Below are 17,902 nucleotides of genomic sequence, written 5' to 3'. Positions count from 1 at the left end.
AAAAATTGATTTCAGTAAGGGAGATGAACCATTGCCATGAGCTCTAAGGCCATATTAATCAATGTAATTGTCATTATCGTTATATTGGTTGGTGCCGGTGCAGGAATTTATTATTATAACCAGTCTACAAGTTATGTGAAAACGAATAATGCCCAGGTATCGGGACAAGCCATCAACCTGGTCTCTCCTGCGGGCGGTCAATTGAAACAATGGACCGGCGATGTCGGCAAAGATTTAACCACAGGACAGAAAATCGGTTCCGTAACCGCCGGAGGGACTACGGTTGACATTACGATGCCTGCGGCTGGAACGATCGTGCAAAGCACCGCCTCGGAAGGTGCCTTGGTTGGAGCAGGGACCGTACTCGGCCGGGCTTATGATTTTAACAATCTTTGGATCACGGCCAATATCGAGGAGACCCGGATCAGCGACATCAAGGTCGGGCAAACCGTAGATGTCTATGTGGATGCTTTCCCCGGTACGACCTTAACCGGACGGATTGATTCCATTGGTTTGGCTACAGCAGGCACCTTCTCCCTGCTTCCAACCTCCAATAGCAATGCCAACTACACCAAAGTCACTCAGATTATTCCGGTCGTGATCACGATCCAGGGATACAAAGGGCTGGGAATCGTTCCGGGAATGAATGCCTCCGTCCGCGTGCACATTTAGGGGGCATTTATGGCACAAATCTCAATGGGCAAAACGCTGTCGGTTTTGATGCTTGGAGCTTTTATCTCCATCCTGAACCAGACGCTGCTGAACGTGGCGATCCCGCACCTGATGACCGACTTTAATGTCTCCGCGACAACGGTGCAGTGGCTGTCCACCGCCTATATGCTGGTTAACGGCGTGCTGATTCCGATTACGGCGTTCCTGATCGAATCCTTCGGGACGAGAATGCTGTTTATCTGCTCCATGCTGCTGTTCGGCATCGGCTCGATCATCTGCGCTGTCAGTCCAACCTTCAGCATCATCCTGATCGGCCGGATCATTCAGGCCAGCGGCGCCGGCATCATCATGCCGGTTGTTATGAACGTGTTCCTGACGGTATTCCCGCCTGAGAAAAGGGGCGCCGCTATGGGCACCATGGGTATTGCCATGATGTTTGCCCCTGCGATTGGGCCTACGCTTTCCGGCTGGATTGTGGAACACTATACGTGGCGCATCTTGTTTATCATGGTCATCCCGCTGACCGCTCTGGATATTCTGCTCGCTTTTGCTTGGCTGCGTAACGTATCCAAGCTGTCCTCCCCCAAATTCGACACGCTTGGCACCGTTTTCTCCACAATCGGGTTTGGTGCGCTGCTGTATGGCTTCAGCTCCGCCGGCAGCGATGGCTGGTCAAGCCCCACCGTCGTTCTGTCCTTGATTATAGGCGGACTGTTTATTTTGTTCTTTGTCCTTCGTGAGCTGGGTCTGGAGAAACCGATGCTGGAGTTCCGGGTGTTTAAATACGATATTTTTACGATCTCCACCCTGGTAGGCGCTACCGTTAACATGGTTATGTTCGGCGGCATGCTGCTGCTCCCGCTCTACCTGCAGAACATACGCAGCTTTACACCGCTGCAGTCTGGTTTGCTGCTGCTGCCTGGCGCTATCCTGATGGGGATCATGTCTCCGATTTCGGGGCGTATATTCGACCGGATCGGCGCCAGACCGCTGGCCATTATAGGTCTTCTGATCACAGCTGTCACAACTTACGAATTCAGCAAACTGACTTCGGAGACAACTTATGGATCGATTATGACTCTGTACACGATAAGAAGCTTCGGCATGTCTCTGCTGATGATGTCCGTCCAGACCGAAGGGCTCAATCAGCTGCCGCGGCATCTCGGCAGCCACGGAACCGCCATGTCCAATACGGTCCGGCAAATCGCCGGATCCATTGGCACGGCTTTGCTGGTTACGATCATGACGACCCGTTCCACCGTTCATATGGGCAATTTCAGCAATACCCTGACCACAAACAACCCATCAGCTGTTCAAAATGTAAATGAGCTCGGGCAAGTCTTGTCCACCATGGGCGGACTCCCTCCGGAAACCGCTCAGGCAACGGCTATCCAAACCGTCTACAGTCTGGCTTTGCGGGATTCCTCCATCGGAGGAATTAATGACGCCTTTATTGTAGCGACCTGGATCGCCATCGGCGGACTGTTCTTCTCGCTGTTCTTGCGGCGCAGTGTCAAATGGAGACCTCCTAAGGCAGCCGAAAAGCAGGTCCAACCGGTTCCCGCCCAGAATGCAGGCGAATAATGTTTTAATTTAAAGAGGCCTCTGCCGCACTAGCTTCCTGTGCCGAGCAGAGGTCTTTTTAAGACGGACATTCCTCTAAATTTTTAAACTGTGCTTGCAACTAACACAGATTACGGATATACTAACTTCGTACTGAAGCACGGGAGAGGAGACCAACAATGTTTGAAGCTGAACGATGCAAGTCCCCCAATTTCAAATGGTTTGGTTTGGCCCTCCAGTCGCTTGTCGTATTATCCCGGCTTGGTGAAGAACCTTGCCCCAGCCATGCCATCGCCAAAGCAACAGGATCTGAAGCCACACTGATCCGCAGAATTTTATCCCAGCTGGCGTTAGGCGGCATTTTGGAAACCCGCGAAGGCCGGGTTGGCGGTTATCTTCTGAAGAGGTCTCCGGCGCAGATTACTCTGGATGAGGTTTATCTGGCTTTGGAGAGGAAAGATCTCCATTGGAGCGCAATGCTGGAAACGGTAGGACCTTGCGAGTCCCAGAAGGATTTGAAGGGTTCTTTCACGGAGATTATCGGGAGAATCAACGGCAGTATGCTGGACATCTTGAAGGATTACACCATCGCGGATTTGATTCAAAGCTGTGCAAATAGAGAACAAAATTGATGGAGGATGAGACAATGAGCAACCAACTTCAGGCGACACAGAACCTGAGCACAATCTTGAAAGAAAGACGTTCTGTTCGTCATTATGATTCAAACGTGAAAATTCCCCGGGAAGAGCTTCAGGAGATGCTGCAGCTGGCCCTTACGGCTCCTTCGTCTTCCAACCTGCAGCCTTGGCGTTTTCTGATTATTGATGATCAGGAGCTGAAGGAAAAGCTGCTTCCTATCGCATACAACCAGAAGCAGGTCGTTGAGGCCTCCGCTGTTATTGCCGTGCTTGTAGACATGAGATCTTACGACAAGGCTTCGGAAATTTACCACCGCACTGCCGAATTCGGCATTATGAATGAAGAAATCCGCGACAAAATGATTGAAAACTCCGTCAAAATGTACGGCGGCATGCCGCAGGAAGTGCTCCGCCGGATCAACACCTTTGATGCCGGACTGATCTCGATGCAGCTGATGCTGATCGCCCGCTCCATGGGCTACGACACAGTGCCAATGGGCGGCTATAACGCTGAGCAGTTCAAGGAAGCCTTCGAGGTTCCGAATACTTATGAGCCTGCGCTCTTGATCGCAGTCGGCAAAGCTGCCGAAGCCGGACACCCAAGCTCCCGTCTTACCCTGGACGAAGTCGCTCACTGGAATTCATTTAAGTAATAGTATGTACTTATATTCGGAATAATGTTATACGTTATACCTTGGAACTGTCCCTGCCGCTGCGCGGGGACGGTTCTTTTATTTGGCTGCTCCATCCTCCGGTTTCCCCCTGCTTTGTCCTCCTTTAGGTATAGTTAGATTCTTACGGTTTTTATTGATCTTTCCAATAGCGGTGTGTATACTTGGAGCGATTATGGCATTTTCCAGGAGGGGTATGAATGAGTATGAATTACAACATGGCAAGGAAAAGCCAGCTCGACACCCGTGAGCTGCTGCTGCTCGATTCCGAGGTGAAAAGACGGGGGAAAAACATGATCGTAGCTTATATCCTCTGGTATTTCCTTGGGATAGTCGGCGGACATCGTTTCTACATGAAACGGATAGGCACAGCGATCCTTCAGCTGATCCTGTCGCTCACCGTCGTCGGTTTGATCATCACCGGAATCTGGTGGATCGTGGACGCCTTTCTGGTCCATCTTTGGGTCCGGGATCATAACACCGAAATCGAAGCCGATGTGATCAGCCAGATCGAACTCGAACGCGGCGGCCGCATGTCGTTTCATCCTTAAGTCATGGCTATGATCAAGCGAGAGTTGACGGCTCAAGAGCTGCTGGTGCTGAACTCGGAAATGGAGCGCCAGGAGAAGTCGCTCGCCTTGGCCTATCTCATGCTTCTCGGAGGCCACCTGGGCGTACACCGCTTTTATTTGAAGAAGACCGGAACGGCCGTCGTTCAACTTATCTTGTTTCTGGCCGCTTTGCTGCTTTATTTCCTGTTCGCCGTACTGCAGGGAATATATCCGGAAGACGAATTCTCCGGGCTGCTTCCGCTGCTGCTGTCCGTACTGTGCGGTATAATCCTGACAGTGTGGATTATCATTGACCTGTTTCTGATTCCCCGCATGATTCGCGAATGGAATGACCGAACCGAACAGGAGCTGATTCGCCAGCTCATGACGTTCCGTCGTCCGCCCCACACTCCGAATTGACGGGCAGCAGGAATGCAAGCCTTTTTGCCGAATGTGCAAAAAGGCCTTTTTTATTTTCCGGCAGAAGGTCCGATAAGCATACAAACCAGCCATAAAGGGTAAACATGAAATAGAATCAAGTTAATGAAAGGTCATTTCCACTTCATCTAATAACAGGGGGAGATCCGATATGAAAGTAATTATTACGCAAAGCGAAGCGATTGATAAAGGCATCTGGCCGCAGGTCATGCAGTGGTTCGGGATCGGCAACGAAGACGATACCTGGCCGACGGAAGAATTTATTCTTACCGAAGAACAAGCAAGGGAAGCAGGATTACTTAAATAAGTTTTATTTGAATTAGTTTTATTTGAATAAGTTTTATCAAAATAAGTTTGGCACCCGCCTCCATAGGCTCTGACGCCGCCTCTCCCAAATTTGAATTGACAACGATAGTGATAATCATTATCATTTAAGTCAATGAGACAACTATTTTGCTAACTATGGGGGATTAGAGAATGTTGAATATGTTTAAGAAAAAGACCGGCAAATCCAGCTTTGTACTGCTCAGCCTGTTGGTTCTGATGCTGGTTCTGTCGGCTTGCGGCAGCAACGCTGCAAACAACAGTGCAGGCAGCAGCAACGCGGGCAGCAATGCGGGCAATGCAGCAGCTTCGACGGAGCCAAGCGATTCCGCGGCGCCTAGCGAAGCGACGGAACGGACGATTAAAGATGCAATGGGCCATGACGTTAAAATTCCTGCTAACCCGCAAAGAGTGCTCGCTTCCTACCTGGAGGATCACCTCGTTGCCCTTGGGGTAAAACCTGTAGCCCAATGGTCGGTCGCGGACGGAAAAAGCGTTCAGGACTATCTCCAGTCCTCTTTAGCCGATGTACCGGCTATCGGATATGACCTGCCGCCTGAACAGGTAGCCAGCTTTACGCCAGACTTGATCATCATTGATTCCGAATCTGCTGTCGAAAAAGGATTGTATGAGCAGTATTCGGCCATCGCTCCAACCTTTGTGCTAGGCGATGCCGTTCGCAATGATTGGCGCAAATCGCTCACTACCATTGCCGATCTGCTCGGCAAGCAGGATGAAGCAGAGAAAGTACTTGCTGACTATGATCAGAAAGCGGCAGACACGAAATCCAAACTGGAAGCCGCAGGCGTAACCGGACAATCCGCAGCCGTGTTGTGGATTACGCAGAAAACCGTCTATATGGTTAAAGACAGCGTGGCCAGCGGTGAAGTGCTGTACAAAGATTTAGGCTTTGCAGAACCAAGTCTCGCAGCTGATATTTCCAAAACGGCTCAGGCCGACTGGAATCCGGTTCCTCTCGAGCAGCTGTCCAAGCTGGATGCTGACCATCTCTTTGTGATGAACAGTGACGGTCCTGAATCCGAGACGGTGAAAAGCCCTCTTTGGCAGGGACTGAAGGCTGTGAAGAATGGCAATGTGCATGAAGTCAGTCCTACTGGCGGCTGGATGTATAAAGGCGCCGTTGCCGGCGGACAAATTATGGATGATGTCCTAAGCAACCTTGTGAAATAAGCAAATAAAGCGTTGAAAGCTCATTGCTGTTCAATCTAAACCTAATCGAGTGGCTATAAGAAGAGGCTCTCCCTAGACCGCAACGCGGTCGGGAAAGCCTCTTTTGTTTCGTATGGCGGGAAAGTGCGGGGAAGTGCGGAAAAATGCAGAACCTCCCCTTCATTCCGGCCGGTCCAGCCGATATAAACGGCGATATCGTTCATGGTTTGCCATCAACTCATCGTGGGTGCCTCTCATTTCTATACCGCCCCGATTCATAAAAATAATTTCATCCATCTGGCGGGCAAAGGTGAGATGGTGCGTCACCCAGATCAGCGTTTTGCCTTTAGCCGCCTCCAGGACGGTCGCCATCAGCTCCCGTTCCGTCTTGGGATCAAGGCCAATGGTCGGCTCATCCAAAATGAGGACGGGCGTGTTCTGCAGCAGGACGCGGGCCAGCGCCACGCGCTGGCGTTCGCCGCCGGAGAAGCGCTGACCGGCTTCGTGCATCGGCGTATCGAGGCCGGCGGGCAGCGAAGCGATCAGCCCGCCCAGACGGGCCGAATTGGCGGCCGCGGCGATTTCCTCGTCGGTAGCCGAGAGTTTGCCGAGCCGGATGTTGTTGCCTACCGTCGTATCGAACAAATGCGGGCTTTGGTTAAGCACCGCCGCATATTCGGACATACGCGGAGCCAGCTCCGCCGCAGGTATGCCATTTAAGGTGACTTCGCCCGCACTTGGCGCGAGCGCTCCGAGGATCAGTTTAAGCAGCGTAGATTTGCCCGCGCCGCTGCGGCCGATTACGGCAATCCGTTTGCCCTGCGGCAGCTCCAGGTTCACATGGGAAACAGATGGACGTTCTCCTTCGCTATAAGCGAAAGAGACATCTCGGATCGAAATATGGACCTGACTGGGCTGTGGAACGGCCGGCGCGGAAGTTACCACAGCCGGCTCGCCGCCGGACCCTGTGATCCGGTTTAATCTTGCCACCGCATCCTGGTATTGCGGAATCCGCTCCACGGCTTCGGAGATTGGCAGAAAGGCATCCATCAGCGGAAAAATAACCAGCACAAACGCAGCGATCAACGTAACGTCAATGCGGCCGTTGGCGTATTCCTGCCCGGACCAATACAGCGTAATCACTACGGCCAGGCCGACTGCGAGCTGGCCGATCAACGTCCGCAGCCGGGCCCAGCTGCGCAAAGAACGTTCGATCCGGGTCACGCGGGTCTCGGCTTCTTCATAGCTGTCCGCAAAAGCGGCGGCACGTCCGCTGATGACCCAATCGCCGATGCCCATCACCGCGTCGGTCAGCTTCTGGTAAAGCCCGCTGCGCTGTTCCTTTAGCTGTTTGTGTTTCGCCCGGGTCAGCCGGTAGGAGATATAAGGCAGCACAGCGATCAGAACCAACAGATAAATCGCGGCCAGCGCTGCGAAGCCGAGACTGAAGCGGCCGGCAAAAACAACGGCCAAAACGTACATGACCACGGCAGCTGCCGCCGGAAAAATCGTCCGGATGTACACGTTCTGCAAATTTTCGATATCCTCCGCCAATACGCCAAGGATGTCCCCCGTTTTTTGACGAGAACGAATAAATAAAGCTTGAGGTTCTAGCAGCTTATACAGCTTGACCCGCATTTTCGACAAAATGCGCAGCACAGCGTCATGGCCGGTCAGCCGCTCGACGTAATGAATCACTGCCCGAGCAATCCCGAAGGTGCGGACGCCGACGATCGGAACATAAACGAGCAGGATGTTTTCCGGTCTGAGCGCGGACTTCGAAATCAGAAAGCCGGAGGTGAACATCAGCATGGCTGCCGACGCCAGCGTCAGGATGCCGAGCAGCACGATCAGCGCAAACCGCCAGAAATAGGCGCGAAAAAAAGGTTTAAACCACGTTTCCCCGTTCATGCCAATGCCTCCCTTTCCGCATTTACCAGTCCGTAATAAACGCCCTTGCGGGCCATCAGCTCTTCATGGGTACCCATTTCCGCCAGCCTGCCCTGCTCCAGCACCAGGATCTGGTCCATCTCCCGCATCCAATGCAGGCGATGGGTCGCCAGCAGCACCAGCTTGCCTGCAAACATGGGCAGCATCATTTCTTTCAGCTCATATTCAGTTTCGATATCGAGGTGAGCTGTCGGTTCGTCCAGCAGCATCACGGGACGGCTGCACAAAAAAGACCGCGCCAGCGCAACGCGCTGCTCCTGCCCTCCGCTCAGCGGACGCCCTCCTCCGCCGACCAGCGTTGCCAATCCTTGCGGCAGGCTATGAAGCAGCTCTTCCAGCCCGGCCGCTTGAACCGCCCCCCGGATGTCCGCTTCCGAAGCGTCCGGCGCGTAAAAAGCGATGTTCTCAGCGAGCGTTCCGCTGAACAGAAATGGCCGCTGCGGGATGTACGTTATCAGACTCCGCCAGTCGGGCACGGCCAAGTTGTCCAGCTCCATCCCGTCAAGCCTAAAAGTCCCGGCGTTTGGTTTCAGGAAACCGCCGATTACGTCGATCAAGGTGGACTTGCCTGCGCCGCTCTCCCCGATAATGCCGATTCGGCCCGTTCCCGGCAAGGTAGCGGTGATGCCGGCAAGGGAGTCCTTGTCGCCTTCCCCGTGGCTTACGGTGAGGCCGGACATTTTTAAAACGCTTGAGGGGGTCCAAAGAATCTGTCCCGGGGTTTGGTTCTTCATGTTCCGGTCGGGCATCGGTTCAACGGCATTTCCGGGCTGAGCTGCCAAAGGCGCGCCGGTTTGGCCAGCCTTCATAGTCCTATGCGAACCGGCGGTCTCGGGGTCGTCGGTTCCGGCAATAATCGCGCGGATCGTTTCACCCGCTTCTTTGCCGTCCATCGTCGCATGAAAATCTGCGCCGACCATACGCACCGGCAGAAAATATTCCGGCGCGAGGATCAGAACCGTCAGCGCTGGCAGCAGGGTAAGGCGCCCGTCAATCAGACGGAGCCCCAGGCTCACCGCCACCGACGCCACTGACAGCATCGTGAAGAAATCCAGGGCAAACGAGGACATAAAAGCTACCCGCAGCGTTCTCATCGTAGCTGAGCGGTAGGAGTCGCTGACTTTCTCGATGGAGCGGACATGGCCTTTGCTCCGGCCTAAATATTTCAGCGTCTCCAGCCCGCGCAGCGAATCCACAAAGTGGTTGGACAATACGCGGTACGTGCCGATCTGCCGCTCCGTCTGCCGGCGTGCTGCCAGCCCCACCAGAATCATAAAGACGATCAGAATCGGCATCGTAATAATCAAAATTAGGCCCGACATGACATCCTGTGTAAACACGAACAACAAAACCAGGACAGGTGTCATTCCCGTGGCCAGCATGCGCGGCAGGAACAGCTCCAGATAGGTTTTATATTTGGAAATGCCGTCCAGCACCAGGGTGACCAGCTTGCCTGTGCCCTCCCGGGCGGCAAAACGGGGACCCAGCGCAAACAGCTTGCCTACAAACGCCTTGCGCAGCGCGCTCCCGGTTCGTTCGGCAAAACGGTAGGCCAGCCGCTGCTGCAGCAGGTTCGTCAGCTGCCGGACCGTAAAACCAAGCAGGAACAATACGAGGCTGCCGTATTGTTCCTGCAGGGATTCGCCGTTAAACAGGCCGGTGACGGCATCCGCCAGCCACTTGGCCTGCACAATAACGGCAAGAGTATGAATGAACGTCAGCGCGGCCATGAACGCCATAACCGTCCGAATTCCTTTTAACTTCAGCAAGTTTTTGTCCATGTCCGTTCATTCCTGTCTCAATGATTAATATTCCAGATGCGATTTCTCGTGCACCCGTTTGTGGAAGACGAAATAACTCCAGATCTGATAACCGAGCACGAACGGCAGCAGCGACACGGCGACGATCGTCATGACCTTCAGCGAATAATGGCCCGAGGCCGCATTATGAATCGTCAGGTTGAAAGCCGTATCGATCGAGCTGATCATCACGTTCGGGAACAGCCCGGCAAATACGCCGACAATCGCCAAAGCAATGACCGCGCCGGTCATGCCGAAAGCCCAGCCGTCCCGTTTCCGGCTCAGGAAATAACCGGCCAGCAGGAAAGCGGCCAGTCCCAGCAAAGCCAACACGCTTAATACGGCGCCATGAGCTTCAAAGATATCCGTAGCCAAATAAGTGGCGATGCCGGTCAGGGCCAGCAGGGCCGCCAGCGGATACAGCATCTGTTTAGCCAGCTTGCGCGCTCTGTTCTGAATATCTCCCTCCGTGCGGAGTACCGTGAACAGAAGGCCGTGCACAAAACAAAGCACCGTAACGGTAATGCCGCCCACCAGCGTATACCAGTTCACCATGTCGAACAGTCCGGCTCTCATCTCCATTTGCCCGTCGATCGGCAGGCCTTTCATAAAGCCGGCGAAGACGACGCCCAGCAGGAATGGAGGCAGCAGGCTGCCGATGAAAATGCAGACGTCCCACGTTTTTTTCCAGCGGTCGTCCTGCACCTTGCCCCGGAATTCGAAAGCGACCCCTCTGGCGATCAGCGCCAGCAGAAGCACAACTAGAGGTGTATAGTAGCCGCTGAACATCGTGGCGTACCAGTTCGGGAAAGCGGCGAATATGGCGCCGCCCGCCGTCAGCAGCCACACTTCATTGCCGTCCCAGAACGGGCCGATCGCGTTGATTAACACGCGGCGTTCCGTATCGTTTTTGGCAAGAATGCCTGTAGCCATGCCAACCCCGAAATCAAAGCCCTCGAGGAAAAAGAAGCCGATGAACAGCACCGCCACCAAAATAAACCAAAGCTCATTAAGAGACAGCATGATACCCCTCCTTGCCGAACGGATCTGTGGAATGTTCGTCGTCGGAATGGTCTTTGGCGTATGGACCTTGTTTGATCACTTTCACCCAAAGGAACACCATCACGACGGCCAGCACGGTATAAATTGCGCAGAAGGCGATAATCGAGAACAGCAGCTGGCCTGCGGTCACGTTAGGCGACACGGAGTCGGCGGTGGTCATCAGCCCGAATACCGTCCAAGGCTGGCGGCCGAATTCCGTCATGATCCAGCCTGAAGTATTCGCGATATAAGGCAGCGAAATGCCAAACAGCATCAAACGCAGGTAACCTTTGTTCGGGCGGTCCATTTTTTTGCGCATCCACAGGTACAAGCCGTAAGCAGCAAACAAAATCATGAGCGAACCTGCTGCCACCATGATGCGGAAGCTCCAGAAGGTCGTGCGCACCGGCGGGATGTAATTGCCTTCGCCGTATTTTTGCGTATACTCGGCCTGCAGCTCGTTCATGCCTTTGACTTCCCCGTTCAGTTTGCTGTAGGAAAGGAAGCTGAGCAGGTAAGGAATTTTAATTTCGTATTTATTTTCTTTGGTCTTCGGATCAATCGCCGCAACGACCGTCCATGGAGCAGGGTCGCCGCTTTTGCCCCAGAGGCCTTCGGATGCGGCCATTTTCATCGGCTGGGTCTCTACCAGGTACTGAGCCTGCTGGTGACCGAAGATGGCGGTCAGGAAAGAAGACGATAAAGCTACGATGACCGCGATTTTAAAAGAGTTCTTAAAGAAAGCATAGTCTTTCTTCTTAAGCATTTTGTACGCGCTGATGCCGCAGATCAGGAAAGAGCCGGTGGCCAGCGCACCGAGGACGGTATGCGGAAATTCCACCCACAGCTGCCCATTGGCGATCAGGGCGAAAAAGTCGTTCATCTCCGCGCGACCGTTGTTGATTTCGAACCCTACCGGATGCTGCATAAACGAGTTCGCCGCCAGAATCCACAGCGCAGACAGCGTGGTACCGAAAGAAACCAGCCAAATACACAGCAGATGGACTTTCTTGGACAAACGCTCCCAACCGAAGATCCAGAGCCCCATAAAGGTTGACTCGAGGAAAAAGGCGGCGAGCGCTTCAATCGCAAGCGGCGCGCCAAAGACGTCTCCGACGAACCGGGAATAATCGGACCAGTTCATGCCGAACTGGAACTCCTGCAGGATGCCTGTAACGACCCCGACCGCAAAGTTGATGAGGAACAGCTTGCCCCAGAACTTTGCCATTGTTTTGTACACTTCTTTGCCTTTGACGACGTACATCGTCTCCATGACCGCGATCATAAATACCAACCCGATCGACATCGGCACGAAGAAGAAGTGGAAGATGGTCGTCGCAGCAAACTGGATGCGTGCAAGCACTAACGGATCCATGGATCATACTCTCCTTTGAACGATAAGAATGGGAGGCAAACTGCCTCTCTTGCTTGGAAAACTCACTGTTCTTATCATGGCAGTTCTTCAAAGGGGGTATTGTGATAAACATCACAATAGAAAACGGAAATTTATAAAATTTGTGACCATAATCACAACTTTCGTCGAAATTGCACACAAATCAGGCAAAACCATAGGCGATTTCGAAGTCTTTTTGCCTCAAAGCTCATTGACAGACTTGTTATGTGATCTGCCTCACAACGTTCAATTTTGAAGTCATTTTATAGCCCGAACGGGCTATGCGTCCTTTCCGGGATTCAGGTATCATAATACTCGTACAGATCAGGAAGAAGAAAAAGAAGGAGTGAAGATTCGACATGATGGTTCTTATGTCTGCGTTGGTGGCTGTCAGCTTTATAGTCATTGGCATTTTCTGCGCAAAGATTTTCAAAGAAGAAGATCAGCTCGAACAACAAACGCATTAAGTTCAAGTCTGGAACCTTACAATAACCATTTAGATTTAAGCTTTCCCTTTACCCATAACCTTGCACATCAATTTTAATTCCTTTCCTATTTAAAATAAAAATAACCGCCGCCTTTCCCCAGGGAAAGAACGGCGGTTTTGTTTTGCTGCTGAAGTCCGCACCAGCCAGCCCACTTACCTCATCAAAAGATAGTCTACAGCTCCACATCCGTAAGCTGGAATGTCGTCACATCCACCAGTCCGCGGTTGGAAATGCGCAGATCCGGGATGACCGGCAGCGCGATCAGAGAGAACGTCATGAATGGAGCATGGATCGTGCAGCCAAGCTCCTTCCAGCCCGCCTCGAGCCCGCGAACCTCTTCCACCACCTGGTCCAGCGGTTTGTCGGACATCAGCCCGGCTACCGGCATTTCGACCAGGCCCAGCACTTTGCCGTCCTTCACGGCAATCATGCCGCCGCCGCATTCCGCCAGCTTGGCTGCTGCGAAAGCCATATCTGCTTCATTAACGCCCATAACGAGCAGATTATGGCTGTCGTGCGCGACGGTGGAAGCCACCGCCCCGGCCTTTAACTGAAAGCCGCTTGCAAAAGCAAGTGAGATTTGCCCGCTTCCTTCATGGCGCTCTATACAGGCAAGCAGCACCACGTCCTGGTCCGGATTCGGCTGAATATATCCGTCTTTCACAGCCAGTTCGGCCGTCCGTCCAGCCGTGCGGGCGCTGTTCTCGATAACCTGAATGACATTTACCCGGGTCGTTCCATCAGCAGGCGTCCGTTTGCTGCGCAGCCGGAAATCCTCCGGTGTAAGCGCACGGGCCAGCTTCACCGACTGCCGGGCTTTCTCCGGATAAACGTAGGCCGGAAAAGGAACTACGATACGCCCCTGCTCCGCGACAACTTCTCCGTCTGCAATCACAGCTGCCGGAACCATCTGCCGCAAATCGCCGATAAGCAGGATGTCGGCACGTTTTCCCGGAGCGATAGCCCCTAAATCCCGTTCCATACCAAAGTATCTCGCCGTATTGATCGTAGCCATCTGAATCGCTGTAACCGGTTCTACACCTTCCTCAATCGCACGGCGCACCACGTGATTCATATGGCCTTTCTCCACCAAAGTCTGCGGATAGGCATCATCCGTCACCAGCGTTATATTGCCCGTTGGCGCGTGATCCTCGGTAACGACTTTAATGACTTCCTTCACATCCTGCCAGGCGGAGCCTTCGCGAATCATCAGATTCATGCCCAGTCGAATCCGGGCAAGCCCCTGCTCCCGGGTAACAGTTTCGTGATCGGACGTCACCCCCGAAGCGATATAGGCCTGCAGCATTTGCTGATCATCACTTGGAAAATGTCCGGTGACCGTTTTCCCGGCCCGGATGGTCGCTTCAATTTCGCCCTTCATCTTCGGATCATCATAAACGACACCAGGGAAATTCATGACCTCGCCCAGACCTGCAACGCCTTCCCAGGTTAAACCGCCTTCAATGTCCTTGACCTCCAAAGCGGCCCCGCCATCCTCCAGACCTTCCGCTGCCGGCACGCACGAAGGATACGTAGTAAATACCTTCAGCGGAACTCCCTGCCCCTCTTCATGCATCCAGGCCACACCTTCATCCCCGAAGACATTGGCGATCTCGTGAGGGTCCATAAATACGGCCGTTGTGCCTTTGACCAGCGCCGCCTTGGCGAATTCCGTCACCGTCATCATCGTGCTTTCCACATGCATATGACCGTCAATCAGACCCGGAACCAGAAAACGCCCTTCCGCGTCCATAACCTTGGTATTCGGTCCAATGGTATGATCGGCTTGGCCAACGAAGGCCACTCTTCCGTCAGCAATGGCAATATCGGTATGCTCCAGCAGTTCGCCGGAATAAACGTTGACCAGCGTGCCGTTTTGCACGACCAGATCCGCCTTGTCCCGGCCCATGGCCACCTTCGCAAGCCTGCCGCTGACCTCGTACAGCTCGCGTCTTCGTTTTGTTTCCATCGCTTATTCCCCGTTTCTGCTCGTTATTTCGACAAATTATATAGCAACCAGCCGGAATGTCAACTCTTTGCAAGAGCCCTTCCAGGCTTGAAAACGTTGTCCCCTTGTAAAAATCAGAACCACCCGTCCAACGGGTGGTTTGCACTAGGGGTATAACCCCCTGTTACCAAACTGCGCCTAAAGACGCTAGCCTGACCACAAAGCGTTCAGGCTCAGTGTTATTTGTCTCTTTCACTTACCAGTTAAACTGGTTTTACTTTTTCTTGCCCTTGTTGCTGCTGAATGGATCTTCATACTCTTTTACACTCAGCTTATCTACGGCTTGGTCATGTGCCTCTTGCTCTCGAATGTACTTGGCGACGGTGGCTTCATTTAGCCCCACTGTACTTACGTAGTAGCCTTCCGCCCAGAATTTCCGATTCCCATACTTATACTTCAAGTTGGCATGCTTCTCGAATATCATGAGTGCGCTTTTCCCTTTTAGATAGCCCATAAAGGAAGACACCGATATTTTCGGTGGGATCGCCACCAGCATGTGGACATGATCCGGCATCATATGCCCTTCTAATATCTCTACTCCCTTGTATTTACATAGACGCTTCATGATTTCAATTAGATCTCGTCTCACTTGATTGTAGATCTCTTTACGTCTATACTTCGGGGTGAACACAATGTGATACTTACACATCCACTTTGTGTGCGCTAAACTAAAATTTTTATTTTCCATATAAGACCATCCTTTCGAATTGAGCCTGAACATCTCAATTTTATCCGGATGGTCTTATTGGTGTAACCCTAGATCCCTCCACCCGCATAGCGGGTGGTTTTATATTTCGCACGTTTCACGTGCTCAACAGGCTAAAGCCTAAAAATAAAGAAGCTGCCGAAAACAATCGGCAGTTTCTTTAACCTTAGTCTAAATTTGGGCCGCTATTTCTATTCGGTCCAGCCAGATGGGAGCTCCATTTTACACTTGGCTCTCCAGATACTGATTAAACCATCCGGCAATCCGGTTCAGTCTCTCTACCCGCAGAATAGGGCGGCCAGTCCGCGACAAATCATGACTCGCCCCCGGGAAGCGGACGAGCTCCGCAGTTTTGCCAAGCCGCTTAAGCGCCGTGAAGAGCTGCTCGCCCTGTTCAATCGGACAGCGCAGATCCTCTTCACCATGCAGGATAAGCAGCGGAGTATCGACCTGCTGAACATAAGCCAGCGGGGAATGCTTCCAGAGCATTTCCGTATGCTCCCAAGGATTGCCGCCGCCAATCTCCATCTCCGTGAAGAAATAACCGATGTCGCTGACGCCGTAGAAGGAAATCCAGTTGGAAATCGAACGCTGCGTAACAGCGGCTTTGAAGCGGTTCGTGTGACCGACGATCCAGTTGGTCATAAATCCGCCGTAGCTTCCGCCCGTGACAACCCAGCGGTCCGCGTCGATAAAGGAATAATGGTCGGTCGCATAATCCGTCAGCTCCATCAGATCCTGATAGTCCCGGCCGCCATAATCGCCCCGGCAGGCATCCACAAACAGCTGACCATAGCCGTGGCTGCCCCTCGGATTACTGTACACAACTGCATAACCCTGGGAGGCGAGCAGCTGGAACTCATGCATAAAAGTGTGAGCGTACATGGCGTGCGGACCGCCATGGATTTCGAGCACAGCCGGATATTTGCCGCCCTCTGTGAAGCCGGCGGGCTTCATGATCCAGCCCTGAACCTGCTCGCCGTCGGAAGCCTCAAACCAGAAGCTTTCCGGCTCGCTCAATTCCAGTCCGGCCAGCAGCTCCTTATTCAGCTCCGTAAGACGTTTCTCTTCGCCTGTTACCGGGTCAAGCCGGAACAGATCTCCCGGCTGCAGAGGATCAGCCGCAGCAATCACAAAGCTTCCCGTAGACGGGTCTAACGCAAATCCGAACAGATCGCGTTCACCCTGCGTCAAAGCTTCCGGAGCGCGGCTTCCGTCCAGGGCAAAGCTGTACAGGTGGACGCTGCCTTTAATGGTGACAAGCGTGTAGACCTGTTTTCCGTCCGGACTAAATACAGGTTTATAGAATGTGCTGCCCCGCATATCGCTGACTGCCGCCGCTGAGATCATCAGATCAAGCCCTGCGGTTACGCAGGTGACTTCCCCGCCGGCTGCCGGCATCCGGTAGAGCTGAACCAGTGTGGCATTGCTGTAGGACAGATCGTCGCCCAAGAAGACAATCTCCCGGCCGTCCGGCGAATAAACCGCCAAATGTATGTCATATTGCGAAGAGGTTAACCGGCGCGGCGAACCTCCCTCGGCCGCCAGTTCGAACAGGTCGTTCGTCAGCTCCAGATCGGGATCCGTATGAGGATTCGTTGGAATCGTAGCCGTAAACACTAACTTGCTGCCATCCGGGGCACAGGCCATGCTTCCGACATCGAAGTTCCCCTCCGTCAGCTGCTGAACCGCTCCATCTTCCAGCCCGATGCGGTGCAGATGGCGGTAACGGCCGTCCCATTCGCCGCTGCCGTCGGATTTAGGCTTTGTGCGCTTGCTGACTACAACCCGATTAGCCTTGTCCTCGGCTTTGACTTCTTCCGGTCCTCCTACAGGCTGTTTGAATAACAGGGATCGGCTGTCAGGCGACCAAATGAAGCCTTCCACGCCATAAGGCGCCTCTGTTACTACGGCTGCTTCCCCGCCCTCATGAGGCAGAATCCAGATCTGAGGATGATCTTTATATTTTCTGATAAAAGCCAGCTTGGTTCCGTCCGGGGACCAGACAGGAGCACCGTCCGTTTCTCCGGAGGTATAAACCCGGTCATTGCCCTCCTTATCCAGCTTGCGGAAATGAGTGAGGTAACCCGTATGTTCATTATTGACCTTCTTGACTCCGTATACTACTTCCCCGGTCGCAGGATGTACGCTTAATCCCGAAACCCAAGTTAATTCGTACAAATCTTCTGAAGTAACCCTCCGCCTTGCCGCCATGCTGTTGTCGCCTCCTATGTAACCTTCAAGTTAGATTATGAAATAAGAATCCATCCCGGGTACCCGGTAAAGTTATAACTATCTTATTCCCCTGCATTCGAGGCGTCAACCTGAGAGGGCGGAAGGGGAAGAACGTTATGGAAGCCTGAAACCTCCAGTTTCTTATGGATCATTTTAAAAATAGTGAGATCCTCCCTTTCCCTAATAAAAAAACGTTCAGACCGATGGGGCGGCCTAAACGTTTTGGCTGTGCTATCTATTCAATTAACGCGTGAA

At 53.0% G+C, this 17,902-nt stretch carries 15 protein-coding genes; 8 read left to right on the top strand and 7 right to left on the bottom strand.

Translation table 11 applies throughout. The annotated features are described in order from the left end of the window. The first annotated feature begins 30 nt into the window (after positions 1 to 30). The 8 genes from CBE73_RS15785 (at position 31) to CBE73_RS15755 (ending at position 6,048) form a co-directional block, all read left to right on the top strand. Positions 31 to 672, top strand: a complete 642-nt coding sequence (locus tag CBE73_RS15785; RefSeq protein ID WP_373286352.1) for an HlyD family secretion protein — start codon at positions 31 to 33, stop codon at positions 670 to 672. Positions 673 to 681: 9 nt separating this feature from the next. Then, a complete protein-coding gene (locus CBE73_RS15780; protein ID WP_094095029.1) occupies positions 682 to 2,256 on the top strand; it encodes a DHA2 family efflux MFS transporter permease subunit in 1,575 nt (524 codons plus the stop codon). Positions 2,257 to 2,414: 158 nt separating this feature from the next. Beyond that, positions 2,415 to 2,867 carry an RrF2 family transcriptional regulator gene (locus CBE73_RS15775; RefSeq protein WP_094095028.1) on the top strand — a complete coding sequence of 151 codons (453 nt, stop codon included), beginning with the start codon at positions 2,415 to 2,417 and terminating at the stop codon, positions 2,865 to 2,867. Between the two features lie 14 nt (positions 2,868 to 2,881). Then, complete coding sequence (locus CBE73_RS15770; protein WP_094095027.1) at positions 2,882 to 3,526, top strand: nitroreductase family protein; 645 nt, start codon at positions 2,882 to 2,884, stop codon at positions 3,524 to 3,526. A 218-nt stretch (positions 3,527 to 3,744) separates the two neighbouring features. Continuing rightward, positions 3,745 to 4,095, top strand: coding sequence for a TM2 domain-containing protein (locus tag CBE73_RS15765; RefSeq protein ID WP_308420921.1), 351 nt, complete (start codon positions 3,745 to 3,747; stop codon positions 4,093 to 4,095). Positions 4,096 to 4,104: 9 nt separating this feature from the next. Then, a complete protein-coding gene (locus tag CBE73_RS15760) occupies positions 4,105 to 4,515 on the top strand; it encodes an NINE protein (RefSeq protein WP_094096349.1) in 411 nt (136 codons plus the stop codon). 169 nt (positions 4,516 to 4,684) lie between these two features. Next, positions 4,685 to 4,840: a hypothetical protein gene (locus CBE73_RS22205; protein WP_174704749.1), complete on the top strand. Its 156-nt coding sequence runs from the start codon at positions 4,685 to 4,687 to the stop codon at positions 4,838 to 4,840. 179 nt (positions 4,841 to 5,019) lie between these two features. Next, positions 5,020 to 6,048 carry an ABC transporter substrate-binding protein gene (locus CBE73_RS15755; RefSeq protein ID WP_094096348.1) on the top strand — a complete coding sequence of 343 codons (1,029 nt, stop codon included), beginning with the start codon at positions 5,020 to 5,022 and terminating at the stop codon, positions 6,046 to 6,048. Positions 6,049 to 6,207: 159 nt separating this feature from the next. Here CBE73_RS15755 and cydC read toward each other — a convergent pair whose 3' ends face one another. From cydC to CBE73_RS15715, 7 genes are all read right to left on the bottom strand, one after another. Continuing rightward, positions 6,208 to 7,938 (bottom strand): thiol reductant ABC exporter subunit CydC, encoded by a 1,731-nt coding sequence (gene cydC, locus CBE73_RS15750; protein WP_094095026.1) that lies wholly within the window; start codon positions 7,936 to 7,938, stop codon positions 6,208 to 6,210. Then, positions 7,935 to 9,758, bottom strand: a complete 1,824-nt coding sequence (cydD, locus tag CBE73_RS15745; protein ID WP_094095025.1) for a thiol reductant ABC exporter subunit CydD — start codon at positions 9,756 to 9,758, stop codon at positions 7,935 to 7,937. The genes cydC and cydD overlap by 4 nt, the downstream gene beginning before the upstream one ends. 24 nt (positions 9,759 to 9,782) lie before the next feature. Then, positions 9,783 to 10,799 carry a cytochrome d ubiquinol oxidase subunit II gene (gene cydB / locus CBE73_RS15740; protein ID WP_094095024.1) on the bottom strand — a complete coding sequence of 339 codons (1,017 nt, stop codon included), beginning with the start codon at positions 10,797 to 10,799 and terminating at the stop codon, positions 9,783 to 9,785. After that, a complete protein-coding gene (locus CBE73_RS15735; RefSeq protein ID WP_094095023.1) occupies positions 10,786 to 12,192 on the bottom strand; it encodes a cytochrome ubiquinol oxidase subunit I in 1,407 nt (468 codons plus the stop codon). Before CBE73_RS15735 ends, cydB begins: the two co-directional genes overlap by 14 nt. A gap of 678 nt (positions 12,193 to 12,870) precedes the next feature. After that, complete coding sequence (gene ade / locus CBE73_RS15725; protein WP_094095021.1) at positions 12,871 to 14,667, bottom strand: adenine deaminase; 1,797 nt, start codon at positions 14,665 to 14,667, stop codon at positions 12,871 to 12,873. A 253-nt stretch (positions 14,668 to 14,920) separates the two neighbouring features. Further along, positions 14,921 to 15,394 carry an IS200/IS605 family transposase gene (tnpA, locus tag CBE73_RS15720; RefSeq protein ID WP_094092635.1) on the bottom strand — a complete coding sequence of 158 codons (474 nt, stop codon included), beginning with the start codon at positions 15,392 to 15,394 and terminating at the stop codon, positions 14,921 to 14,923. 240 nt (positions 15,395 to 15,634) lie between these two features. After that, positions 15,635 to 17,626, bottom strand: a complete 1,992-nt coding sequence (locus tag CBE73_RS15715) for a S9 family peptidase (RefSeq protein ID WP_094095020.1) — start codon at positions 17,624 to 17,626, stop codon at positions 15,635 to 15,637. Positions 17,627 to 17,902 lie beyond the last annotated feature (276 nt).

The sequence above is a fragment of the Paenibacillus physcomitrellae genome (assembly GCF_002240225.1).
Lineage (GTDB): Bacteria > Bacillota > Bacilli > Paenibacillales > Paenibacillaceae > Fontibacillus > Fontibacillus physcomitrellae.
The sequence above is the reverse complement of the archived record's forward strand: the minus strand, read 5'-3'. Positions and strand labels throughout refer to the sequence as shown.